Raw genomic sequence first — 12,718 nt, 5'->3', positions numbered from 1 at the left:
GTGCTCATAAAATTGATGGTTTCAAAGATTGATTACCCCCTGGTGCTACCAAGTCATCCCCAAGGTAACTTTTGCCATAGCTGATATTCGCGAATCCTTTACCTTTTAGGTAATAAATTTGGTAACGCCAGGGTAAAGAAAAGGTAATCCTGGGGTATCCCTGGGGTTAACTTGGTGTACAGAAAGGGTAAACAAGTGGTAAACAAAGGGTAAAGAATAGGTAGAGAAAGGTAAACAAGGGGGTAGAGAAAGGTAAACAACATTTTGCCTGTCCTGTACTGAAATAAGTTTACAATAAGAAGGTTTAATTACTGCTGATTGTTTACCATTAATTTGATTTTACTGGCTGTTGTTTACAAGTTAGTTTTATTACTGCCATTTGTTTACAATACTTTAATTTTTTTTGATGGCATGTGTTTGATGTGGTGTCTGGTAACTGCAACTGGCATGTAACTTATATTATTATACTTATTCTATACAGAAGCCAATTAACCAACTTAAACCATTAACCGAAGTCTTTATTCGAAGTCAGTTAACAGATTTCAACAATTACCCGCCTTTCTTAACCATAAAGACATATAAGGTTCATATAAGTTCAATCGAAGACTTAAATGGACTAAAATTGCTTATATGGTGAAAGACCTGTACGCCCACTTTTATAACAGATTTAATGGTATTCTTTATCCTCACAAAGTGGTCAGCTACGCAGCATCTTTTTCTTAATCCTATAATGCATACAGGCATTGGATTTTCTTTATTAGTCAGTATTGCGGATGTTGAGCAGAAATTAAGAGCCGATTAATCAACTACCCGCCCTGCGTTCGTCGTCAAAATAGCCTTCTGGCATGAAATAACGAGGGGAATGACCATTAACTAATGAACCAATGACCAATGAGCTATTACACCAGTAAGCAATGAGCCAATGGCGAATGTACCACTGAACCCGCACCTGGAACCAATAAAAATTATATTGTTGCAGATATAGAATAAATTACCTTTCTTTAGAAAAATAATATTAAAAAATAGTCCGGAAATTATCCTGGTAGTGTACTAACATGGCAGAAAAGAAAAAATTTACACTAGAGTACGAAGTTAGATCGTCACCAAGAATATTGTATAGTTTTATTAGTGAGCCAAACGGCTTGTCGCAATGGTTTGCGGACGATGTGAATTTTCGCGATCAGGTATATACTTTTACCTGGGATGATGAGCAGCAGAAAGCAAAACTGGTTTCCATTAAAGAAAATAAGCTGGTTAAATTTAAGTGGCTGGATGATGAACCTCAATGTTATTTTGAGATGGAAATTGTACAGGATGAACTAACCAATGATGTTGCCCTCTCGATTACTGATTTTACAACCGATGAGCTTCTTGCAGAGAAAAAATTAATCTGGGATAACCAGATCGATTATCTGATTAGCGTTTTGGGTGCATAAATTACCTTCGTATTGTTTACCTTTGTAGGGTGAAAAAAATACATCTTCTATTAATAAAAGCATTTGTGAAGCCATTCATAGCAACATTTTTTGTTATGATGTTTATTCTATTGATGTTTTTTCTGTTTAAATGGATTGATGATTTAATCGGAAAAGGTTTCGAATGGTACACCATTCTGGAGCTGATGTATTACGCCTCGGCTGCCAACGTATCTATGGCGCTACCGCTATCGGTACTGCTTTCGTCCATCATGACTTTTGGTACGCTGGGCGAGAATTATGAGCTGGTGGCTATTAAATCGGCGGGGATTTCTTTACAGAAAGCCATGCGCCCCTTGTTTGTGGTGATTTTGATGCTCACTATAGCCTCCTTCTTTTTTGCCAACTATATGCTGCCCAAAGCCAACCTCAAATTTGGTTCGCTACTGTACGATATCAGGAACAAAAAACTTTCATTTTTAATTAAACCAGGCGTTTTTAACAATGCCATTCCAGGTTATGCCATCCGTGTCGATTCGAAAGAGGAAGACGGTACGCTACACAATATCATGATTTACGATCACCGTGAAAATAACGGAATTCCGAAGGTAATTCTGGCCAGAGAGGGTAAAATGAATAAAACAGCCGATGGTAAGTTTTTGGTGCTTTACCTTAAAAATGGTGTGCAATACGAAGAGCAGGCTTCGAAAAACGGCATGTACAACCCAAGGCAGATTTTTACGCGGAACCGTTTTAAAGAAACCTCACCGCGTTTCGATATGTCGTCTTTTGATGGAAATACCACCGATCCTAATGCTTTTGGAAACAGCACGCCCATGTTAAACCTGAAAGGGATCGTTAAAAAGCGCGACTCGCTGACCAAGCAATTGGATACGCTGCAAATGCGAACCATTGCCAACCTCACCAGCAACTTTAAACAGTTTAATGTTACCAAGGGTTATACCAAAGTAAAAGCCGTACCGAAAAAGATTGATGATGTAATACTGAAGAGTATCCCTAACGGATCGCGGAAACTGGCCCTAGATAATGCAACCAATACCGTGGCGAATATTATGCAGCATGTGCCTAACTGGGGGCCACGTCAAACCGATTTAACCGGCGAAATTATTTTTACCACGGTAGAGTACCAGCGTAAATTTACCCTGGCTGCATCTTGTATCCTGTTGTTTTTTATTGGTGCTCCATTAGGTGCGATTATCAGAAAAGGGGGAATGGGTTTACCGGTAGTGGTGGCCATTTGTTTCTTTCTTGTATACCACATTATTACCACAGTGGCCGAAAAATCAGCCCGCGAAGGTAATTTAAACCCGATATTCGGGATGTGGATTGCCGTAATCGTTTTATCGCCACTGGCGGCCTTTTTAACCTATAAAGCTACAGTAGATTCGGCCTTGTTTGATGTAAATTATTACAAGCAGTTCTTCCTTCAGCTGTTTAAAAAGAAGGAAAAATAGGCGTCTTTTCCTTTACTTACAGATGATATTTTAATCCAAATATTGCTCAATAAGGTTGTACATTTGTACGGGTTATTGTTTGTGGTATAAATTGATTTTAACACGCCATTGCCCCATAATGTTTATAAAATGCAAACAAAATTAAACACAATAGAAGAGGCCATCGCAGATATAAAAGCTGGTAAAGTGATTATTGTTGTAGATGATGAGAATAGAGAGAACGAAGGTGATTTTTTAACGGCAGCCGAAAATGCAACGCCAGAGATCATCAATTTTATGGCTACTTACGGCCGTGGTTTAATCTGTGCGCCCTTAACAGAAGAACGTTGTAAAGAGTTAAACTTGAACCTGATGGTGGGTAAAAATACGGCAGCTTACGAAACTAATTTTACGGTTTCCGTAGATCTGGTTGGACACGGTTGTACCACCGGGATCTCAGCAAGCGACCGCTCTAAAACTATGCTGGCCCTGGTTAATCCTAAAACCAACCCCGAAGAGTTGGGCAGACCAGGACATATTTTTCCTTTAATTGCAAAAGATGGTGGCGTAATCCGCCGTGCTGGTCATACAGAGGCTGCGGTAGATTTAGCGCGTTTGGCCGGCATGAAACCTGCAGGTTTATTGGTAGAGATCTTAAAAGAAGATGGCGAAATGGCCAGACTCCCTGATTTATTTAAAATTGCCGAACAGCACCAGTTAAAAATTATATCAATCGAAGATTTAATCGCTTACCGTTTAACCATGGATAGTTTGATTAAACAAGAGGTTAGCATCGATTTACCTACTGCTTGGGGTGATTTTAAAATGACGGCTTATACCCAGTTGGATAACAATGCCACGCACTTAGCCATTTCTAAAGGCGAATGGAATGCCAACGAACCTATTTTAGCACGTGTACACAGCTCTTGTGTAACTGGCGATATCTTTGGTTCCTGCCGTTGCGATTGCGGTCCACAGTTGCACAAAGCACTAGAAATGATCGAAAAAGAAGGTAAAGGTATAGTTGTATACATGAACCAAGAGGGTAGAGGTATCGGGCTGATTAATAAATTACGTTCGTATAACTTACAGGATGCCGGTTTCGACACGGTAGAAGCGAACATTAAATTAGGCTTTAAAGGCGACGAACGCGATTATGGTGTAGGTGCGCAGATCCTGAGATCAGAAGGGGTTACTAAAATGCGTTTAATGAGTAATAACCCAACCAAAAGAGCAGGTTTAATTGGTTATGGCTTAGAAGTGGTCGAAAATATTCCTATAGAAATTGCAAGTAACGTACATAATGAACGTTATTTAACCACCAAAAGAGATAAAATGGGCCATTCGATTATGAAAGGATAATTCAGTTGACAGTTAACAGCCTGCAGTTCACAGTTTGGATTGTGAGAACTGAAAACTGCTAATTGAAAACTTATACAAGACCAACAGTTGAACACGTGTTCGACTGTTGGTCTTTTTGTTTAGTCCAAAATCGGGCATCATTCTCAGGGCGTTCGTCATCCTGATCCGATAGCTATCGGACTTGTTTTATTAGTTGTGTTTATTGTTTTCATCGGTCTAATAGCTAATCGTGGTCAGGATCTACGTTGTGTGTGGTTCTAGTAATTAATTGAAGACTAGAATGCAATAGGCATTAAGATTCCCGCGTAGGCCTTTCGTGTGGACACATCTTTATATGTGTGGGTTTTTCGGCGTTATGCTGGCCTACTTTAATAATACACAGGTTTTACCGAAGAACGCCCGTCAATCCCAAGTGGCAGGAAATCAAAACAGGCGCAGAATAGAACAAAATAGCACTACCAAACCTAAAACGCAGTGGTTTTGTGTTCATAAAGCTAATTTAAAGTTTTAGGAAATATTGAACACAAACCCCGAAGGGCTCAATTAGCCCAAAGAAAACATAAACAAAAACTGATTAAACGAAGTGCCGCTGTTTTTTGATGAGCGTGGGTGGTGAGGAGCCACATTGCCGGATTGACAAAGCGCTTTGGGTACTTTGGCGCTCCAAAATGCGCAGCATTCTTGAACACCGCTAAAAACAACACTATCTGTGAAAAACTACCATGCCCCGCGGCAAAGAGCGGAAAAGCCAATGTTTGCTTAATTAATGTTTTTTCGAAATAAATGCCTTTTTATAGCTGGAAAGATGCTGATCCCGAACATTCGGGACAGCATGACGACCGCCTTGATGAAATGTACTAGAAAAACATATTTAGAGTTAACAGAAGAAGTGTCCGCACGATAGGCCTGCGCGGGAATGACGACCGCCATAATCCGAGTTGATTTCTTATGTATGCGTCATTCCTAACTTGATTGGGAATCGTAATGCTATAGGGCTGATTAGCTTCGCTGAGCACTGCATGGTTTCTTTGCTTGCGTCATTCCCACGGCGTTCATCCTCCTGAACTTGTTTTATTAGTTGTGTATATTTTTTCAATGGCCTAATAGCTACTTCGTGGTCTGGATCTAAATGATACATAATCTATCAAAGAAGATTGCTTCGTCGTTCCTTCTCGCAATGACGTATGAGGAAGAATGACACCTGGACCAATGACCAATAAACTATTGACTATTGAACCAATAAACTAATGCCCACTAACCCCTCAACACTAAGCCCTAACCCTTCTACCTCCGTTGATTCCCTTTACTTTGATTGATAATCGCTTCTTTATTGATCGGTTTATTCGTTTTAACAGGGGCCTGGCTTTGTTTCCGCTTTAGGTTTCGGCGGTAAGCACCGGAAATTTTCTGGATAAACTCCTTAAACGTATCAAACTGCTGGGTATAAACCAAACCAAAAGAGGTTACGTTTGCCGTTGAGCTAATCCCGCTGTTTAAGAAGATACTTTGTTGCGTAGGTGGTTTATTTGCCGCCTTAACGGTTAAGCTTCCATCTTTTTTAATTAAGAAAAGGGCCTCGACCTCTCTACCCACATTGTCTTTAGAGAAATCGATAACGGTAAAATCATTCACACTGTTTCGATCTACAATGCCCGCATTAATAATTAAACGATCGCTAAAGAATTTAAACGATGCATTGGCCTCGCTCAACGAGCGCACATTCAGATCGACAAAATTTAAATTTAATGAAGAAAGTACATTGTTAAACTGGTTAAATACCAACTCGGTAGCTGTACTGGTTGCGGTAGAGCTGAGCTGGTTCCCGATCGATTCTCCTCCGTTTCCAGGGGCAAAACTTCTTCTGATGATTAAACTGAAAGCCTGCAGGTTCAGGTTGTTCTGATCGCTGAAATAGGTTTGCAGTTCTTCTTTGATAGAAGGCTGAGCAGGGAAGTTAATGTCAAGTTTAATATCTGGTTTTAAGAGTAAACCCGTTAAACCCATCTCAACCTCAGTATTTACCCTTTGGTTGGCATTACTGCTGGCATCGCGGTTGGCTGCTTTGTAAAGGTCGTTTAAACTCGCCCTCAAAGCGTACACTGCTTTTAAGTTAATCTGTGCAGCTGTAGGGTTACCCGTCCAGCGGATGGTGCCACCTTGCCTGATCTCGAATTTTTTGTTGATTACCTCCTGTGCCGTAAAATCGAAACTTCCGGTTTCGATGATATAATCGCCAGACATTTCGAAATCGCCGAAACTGTTGATGTTTAAGTTCAGCTCGGCATTACCCTTGCCACTTAAATTACCCAGTGTTGTATAAATATTGGCTGTGGTATTCGGGTCGATGGTTAATTTGAAGGTTAAGGTCAGGCCATCAAAGTTGGTCTTTTTCTTAACCAGCACGGTCGAATCGCGGCTTACAAAATTAATGAAATCTTTATCCGATATGGTTTCCGAACTGTTTAAAGGCAGGTTGAAAACGGTTCCTTTTTCAGTTTTTGCCTTAATATCAATTTTCATTTTATTTGTTGGCCCGGTAAACTTAAATACACCAGTGCCGTAAGCCCTGCCGTAATACACCGAATTGTCTTTGCCTGTCGTATTTAAGGCCATTAAGCTATTCGCGTTTACTGTTACATCCAAAGTAGGGTAATTGATGTCGTTCAAATCTACGGTACCGCGTGCGGTAGCCTCATGACCTTCCAGGTCCTTAAGTTCAAAATCGCCGAGTTTAATTACGCTATTGTTTATTTCTACATCATCGGTAATTACATAAGTGGTTTTAAGGTAGTTTACCATCAGTTGCCCTTTATCTAATGATAGGGTTCCATTGATTTCAGGTTTTTCTAATTTGCCCTTTACGGTTAAATCAGCCGAGATATTCCCCTTTAAATTCGATACAAGTTGTTTAACAAAAGGCTCAAGGATGGTGAGTTTGCTTTCGTCCATTTTTACAGCCAGGTCGATTTCTTTTTCTTTTAAATCGAGATTTCCAGTCAGTTTAAAAGTCTCCGAATCGTCGGCCATAATGCGGGTAAATACGTTGATCTTTTTGCTCTCGTTACTGTATGATGAAGTATCGGTTAAAGTACCGATATAGATATCGTTAAAGTTTAATGAATCGATCTTTAAATCGTCGGCAACCCTCGGTGCTTTTAATATGCCGTACAGATCGGTTGTTCCGTTCAGGTTTCCACCCAGTTTAACACCAAAACCTTTGGTAAAAGGGTTCAGGGTTTTTAAGTTGAAATCTTTAAAGCCAACACTGATTAAATCTTTAGGGTCTTCCGAAATTAATCCATCAATAATAACCTGCTGCTTTCCGTTGGTTAAATCGAAATTAGTGATCTCCGTTTTACCATTGTTGAGCACGATGCGTACCTTCTCCTGGATGCGCCACTCTTCGTTGTTGATTTTTAAGATAGAGGGCAATACGCTTAACCTTGCCGTAGTATCCTGGTTTTTGGTAAACTCTACCAGGCCGTTTAAATCGAGCTGATTGTCCTCTTCGGCGTTCGACATTTTTACGTTGAAAGCCAAACTGTCGTTCCGCAGGATGTTGGAAATGTTTACATCTTTAATAAACAAGCTGTCGTTAATCTGCACCCGATCTGAAGTTACAATCAGTTGAAGCTGCTGTGTGGTGGTATTTTCATCGAGGATGATATTGTTTACCACAATACCATTGTATTTTAGTTTCTTAACAAAACCGTTCAGCGTTGCGGTATTGTTGCGCGAATCGAAATCACCGGTTAATGTAGCCCCTTCTTCTAATTCTAAACCCGGGATAAATATCTGTGCCAGCGGTTCGAACTTTTTAACCTTGAGGTTGAACTGAAAAATCTGGTTCTTGTATTTGATAATATCGGCCTTTAACGAAGGGATATAAGTTTTGGCGATGGCTTTGTAATAAGAAACAATAGAATTTAAATCGTACTCACCTTTAATACTGGCATCTAAAATATCTGATCGGATATCCAGTACGCGGCTGGCACCCGTTCCGGCGGCCATTAACTGTACCGAATCAACACTGTAGATACCCTTCGGATTTTGCAGCCTAATTTGTTCTATTAATAATTTGCCTGAGATATTGTTCAGGTTAGTACCCGAGAAATTGGTTGTAAATTTAGCATCAACCTGCAACGAATCTTTCACCAGCTTTAAAGCCTTTAATCTTGCTTTAGAAATAGTGGCATTAAAGTTAAATACCGGCAGTTTAGGATTCAGGTTTACTCCGCCATCAAAAACCAGTTTAACGTTACGGTCGTTAATGCTCAGCTTGCCATCGAAATACTTTTTGTTAAAGGTTCCGTCGATCTTCACATTGTGGTAACGGTAATTATTAAAGTCGATATAGTCTACATCGCCGTTTATCTTCTCAGTCAAATCTTTAAGCTCCGTGCCGCGGCCCTTAACATACAGTGAAGAGCTGATACGGCCAAGGCTTTTTTCGTCAATCAGGTTGCCAAGGTTAAAATCGTAGCTTTTTACGTTCCCTGTATAGGAAGGAACATCGTTTTTATCGATTTTCATGTTCACATCCGAAACAATACGGCCAAGTTTGGTTTTAAATTCACCATAAGCAATAAAGTCGTTCTGGAAACCGGTGAAACTTCCGTTAAAGTTAATGTTGCCAAATTTGTTTACAATTACCGGAACAATTTTTTTCTTGCTGTTGGTAATACCTGCCAGCACTTCATCCAGATCGGTTTTATTCGTGCCCGCCATTTCAATGTTGAGGTCCATAAAGGTTTCTTTCCATTTCGGCAGTCCTTTTAAAATAAAATCTCCTTTAATGTGTGTAGCTTTTCCTGTTTTTAACGATAGTTTTTTGGCTTTAAGGTTATTCACTAAACCCGTAATCTGGCCGTCAACATCCAGGTCGAGTTTCATGGTGTTCATTTCTGGCGCAAAAAAAGCAACGTCTCTTGAGCTGATGTGGCTATCTTTAAAAATGGCCTTCATCCGCACATTATCTACATAGTGGTTAAAGTCTTTATAACTTTTAAACCGCATCTGGTAGTAATCGGTTAAACGGCTCTGATTGGTTTCGAGCAATAGGTTTTTCAGCTCGATGGCATTACTGTCTATCGTGGTTTGAGCCGTTAAGTTTTTAAGGTAAAATCCGCTGCGCTCTTTAAAAGTTAGGTTTTTGATATTGGTTTTAATCAAATGGTTTTTAGTATCGAGCCCTTCAAAAATTCCGCTCAACTCTTTAACAGATACATTTTCGAAGTTTACACTTTTGCCCTGAACGGTATCTTTTGCCCTGTAATTGATATACCTGAAGGCGAATTTATTTAAAATAATGCGGCCAATATTAATATCGTACGGTTTGCTTTTCTTTTTCTTTACAGTAGGTTTACCAGAATCGAAGTAGTTTATAATGAAATCGAGATTAGAAGACTTATCTTTGAAATCCTTTAGGAAAAACTGCCCATTGTTAATTTGAAGGGTATTGATATCAATGATCTTTTTATCAATGGACAATTGATTAATATCCACCATAAATTGTGGTGTGCTTAGTAAAGTGTCTTTTTGTAAATCTAAAACCAATAAATCTTCGAGTACAATAGATTTAAATGGCTTGATGTAGAGACTCTTGATGGAGACGGTAGTATTAAGCTCTTTAGATAAATATGCGGCAGCCTTCTGCGCAAAATAAGTTTGAACAGGCTTAAATTGCAGCGAAAAAATAAGAAGCGCAAGCAGCAAGATTATTGATGCGATTACCCAAAGGAGTATTTTAAATAGTTTTTTAATAATTTTGCAGCTTAAATATTAATAATTTGTCTGTTATACTTGCTATTGAGTCTTCTTGCGATGATACATCCGTTGCTATTTGTAACAACGGCAAAATTACTGCCAATGTTATTGCAAACCAAACAATTCATCAAAATTATGGTGGTGTTATACCTGAATTAGCTTCAAGGGTACATCAACAAAATATTGTGCCTGCCGTACAACAAGCTTTAATTAATGCTAAAGTTACAAAACAGGACATTAATGCTGTCGCTTTTACACGTGGCCCCGGCCTTTTAGGATCGTTACTGGTTGGTGTTTCTTTTGCAAAATCTTTCGCATTAGCTTTAAATATACCTTTAATTTCTGTCAATCACATGCATGCGCACATCTTGGCGCACTTTATTGATGATCCTAAGCCAAATTTCCCTTTTATCTGTTTAACTGTTTCAGGCGGACATACACAGATTGTGCTGGTAAAAGATTACTTTGATATGGAAATTATTGGCGAAACATTAGATGATGCTGCTGGCGAAGCTTTTGATAAAACCGCTAAATTACTGGCCTTGCCTTATCCTGGCGGACCGCTGATTGATAAACATGCACAACATGGAAATCCTTTGGCTTTTAAATTTGCCGAGCCAAAAATTGCCGATCTGAATTTTAGCTTTAGCGGTTTTAAAACTTCTATTCTGTATTTTATCAGGAAGCAGGAAAAAGAGAACCCTAATTTTATTGCCGAAAATTTAGATGATATTTGTGCATCGGTTCAGCATAGTATTGTACAAATTTTGCTGAACAAGTTGAAGAAAGCAGCAGAACAATACGGAATTAAAGAAATTGCCATTGCAGGAGGTGTTTCGGCAAATTCTGGTTTAAGAAATGGATTACAGCAAACAGCCGACGAACTGGGCTGGAAGGTATATATCCCCGCCTTTCAATACTGTACCGATAATGCAGGGATGATTGCCATAGCAGGCTACCAGAAGTACCTAAAGCAGGATTTTGTAGGACAGGATGTTTCGCCAATGGCGCGGATGGAGTTTTAGGAGGGGGGCGTTGGTCATTCATTTGTGTAACCGACTAAGGACTCCAGACTATAGAGTCCGGACTGCTTAGTTCACTGAATAGATCCTGAAACAAGTTCAGGATGACGACCGCTTAGCAGATGACGACCGCTTAACGAGTGGCGACCGCGAGAGGGATGGCGGAAGATGGAAATAGCACCGCATGATTTATCTACATGTTATAGTTGCTTCCTGACCGAATGGCAAGGCAGGTACGGCAAAAAAAACCGATCACTGAAAACTGCCAACTGAATAATTGTTTAAATTGAATTTTACATATGACTGGAGCATCGTTAATATTTTGGATTGTTTGTGCGATACCGCTAATTGGCATTTTATATTGGCTAATCAGAAATGATAAGAACAAACTGAAGGGGAGTTGGGGAGTAATTATCCTGGGTGCTTTGGTTATTGCTGCACTTTTGGTAATTGTATATGTAACTAAAGATTTTAACGCGGTATTTAGTCAGAACTAACACCGCTTTCTATTATAAAACAAAGCGTCCTGCTAAATTATCTTTAACAGGACGCTTTTTATATTTACTTAAATTTAAGCTTTGTTTATTTCTCAGCCAATTTCTCGCCGGTTACTTCGGCTTTAATTTTAATTTCTAATTCTTCTGCAAGTTCAGGGTTATCGCTTAACAATTGTTTTACGGCATCTCTACCTTGGCCAAGTTTGGTATCTCCGTAAGAGTACCAGGATCCTGCTTTTTTAATGATGCCGAAGTCAACACCTAAATCAACAATCTCTCCGTTTTTAGAAATACCTTCACCGAACATCACATCAAATTCTGCAATACGGAAAGGTGGAGCTACTTTGTTTTTAACGATTTTTACTTTCACACGGTTACCAGAAACTTCGTCAGAATCTTTAATCTGTGAAATACGGCGGATATCTAAACGTACCGATGCATAAAATTTCAAAGCATTACCACCTGTTGTGGTTTCAGGGTTACCAAACATTACACCAATTTTATCACGCAACTGGTTAATGAAAATACAGCAACATCCGGTTTTAGAAATCGTTCCGGTTAATTTACGCAATGCCTGACTCATTAAACGGGCATGTAAACCCATTTTACTGTCGCCCATTTCGCCTTCAATTTCACTTTTAGGAACTAAAGCTGCAACCGAGTCAATTACAATTACATCAATCGCACCAGAGCGGATCAGGTTATCGGCAATTTCCAATGCCTGCTCACCATTATCTGGTTGAGAGATTAAAAGGTTATCGGTATCTACGCCTAATTTTTTTGCATAAAACTGATCAAAGGCATGTTCTGCATCGATAAATGCTGCAATACCACCTTGTTTCTGTGCTTCGGCAATAATGTGTGTAGCCAAAGTTGTTTTACCAGAAGATTCCGGGCCATAAATTTCGATTACACGACCTTTTGGCACACCGCCGATACCTAAAGCAATATCTAAACTGATTGATCCTGTAGAAATAAAATCTATCGGCTCAATAGCGGTATCGCCAAGTTTCATGATGGTGCCTTTACCGTATGATTTCTCTAGTTTATCTAAAGTAAGTTGCAGGGCTTTTAATTTATCTGGATTTGCGGTACTCATTTCTTTTTTCATTGATGGCGTAAATATAATCGATTATCGGCTAATATGCTTAAATGTTGATATTTAAAATACTAATATATTTAGCTAAGGTAAAAGTTTTCTA

Annotated in this window: 7 protein-coding genes; 5 read left to right on the top strand and 2 right to left on the bottom strand. The window is 39.3% G+C overall.

Features of this window, described 5'->3' with window-relative positions; translation table 11 throughout:
* Positions 1-1,055: 1,055 nt before the first annotated feature.
* The 3 genes from J7E57_RS17270 (at position 1,056) to J7E57_RS17260 (ending at position 4,231) form a co-directional block, all read left to right on the top strand.
* Positions 1,056-1,436, top strand: coding sequence for an START-like domain-containing protein (locus J7E57_RS17270; protein WP_029278206.1), 381 nt, complete (start codon positions 1,056-1,058; stop codon positions 1,434-1,436).
* Between the two features lie 29 nt (positions 1,437-1,465).
* Entirely contained in the window at positions 1,466-2,890 is a 1,425-nt protein-coding gene (locus J7E57_RS17265; RefSeq protein WP_215131429.1) for an LptF/LptG family permease, read from the top strand.
* A 129-nt stretch (positions 2,891-3,019) separates the two neighbouring features.
* Entirely contained in the window at positions 3,020-4,231 is a 1,212-nt protein-coding gene (locus J7E57_RS17260) for a bifunctional 3,4-dihydroxy-2-butanone-4-phosphate synthase/GTP cyclohydrolase II (RefSeq protein ID WP_131032157.1), read from the top strand.
* Between the two features lie 1,284 nt (positions 4,232-5,515).
* Here the strand turns inward: J7E57_RS17260 and J7E57_RS17255 are convergent.
* Complete coding sequence (locus J7E57_RS17255; RefSeq protein ID WP_215131427.1) at positions 5,516-9,946, bottom strand: translocation/assembly module TamB domain-containing protein; 4,431 nt, start codon at positions 9,944-9,946, stop codon at positions 5,516-5,518.
* A gap of 74 nt (positions 9,947-10,020) precedes the next feature.
* Here J7E57_RS17255 and tsaD point away from each other — a divergent pair, with 74 nt between their 5' ends.
* Together tsaD and J7E57_RS17245 are read left to right on the top strand one after the other, a co-directional pair.
* On the top strand, positions 10,021-11,022 hold the full coding sequence (gene tsaD / locus J7E57_RS17250; protein WP_215131425.1) for a tRNA (adenosine(37)-N6)-threonylcarbamoyltransferase complex transferase subunit TsaD: 1,002 nt from the start codon (positions 10,021-10,023) through the stop codon (positions 11,020-11,022).
* Between the two features lie 296 nt (positions 11,023-11,318).
* Complete coding sequence (locus J7E57_RS17245) at positions 11,319-11,516, top strand: hypothetical protein (protein WP_215131423.1); 198 nt, start codon at positions 11,319-11,321, stop codon at positions 11,514-11,516.
* Positions 11,517-11,601: 85 nt separating this feature from the next.
* Here J7E57_RS17245 and recA read toward each other — a convergent pair whose 3' ends face one another.
* Entirely contained in the window at positions 11,602-12,615 is a 1,014-nt protein-coding gene (recA, locus tag J7E57_RS17240; RefSeq protein ID WP_215131599.1) for a recombinase RecA, read from the bottom strand.
* Between the last annotated feature and the right edge of the window lie 103 nt (positions 12,616-12,718).

The organism is Pedobacter sp. ISL-64 (genome assembly GCF_018613605.1).
GTDB lineage: Bacteria > Bacteroidota > Bacteroidia > Sphingobacteriales > Sphingobacteriaceae > Pedobacter.
This window is presented reverse-complemented; position numbering and strand designations above follow the sequence as displayed.

Bases quoted from the DNA above. Each gene is read 5' to 3' on its own strand.
- J7E57_RS17270 (WP_029278206.1), top strand. From the start codon at position 1,056: ATGGCAGAAAAGAAAAAATTTACACTAGAGTACGAAGTTAGATCGTCA.
- J7E57_RS17260 (WP_131032157.1), top strand. From the start codon at position 3,020: ATGCAAACAAAATTAAACACAATAGAAGAGGCCATCGCAGATATAAAA.
- J7E57_RS17245 (WP_215131423.1), top strand. From the start codon at position 11,319: ATGACTGGAGCATCGTTAATATTTTGGATTGTTTGTGCGATACCGCTA.
- recA (WP_215131599.1), bottom strand. From the start codon at position 12,615: ATGAGTACCGCAAATCCAGATAAATTAAAAGCCCTGCAACTTACTTTA.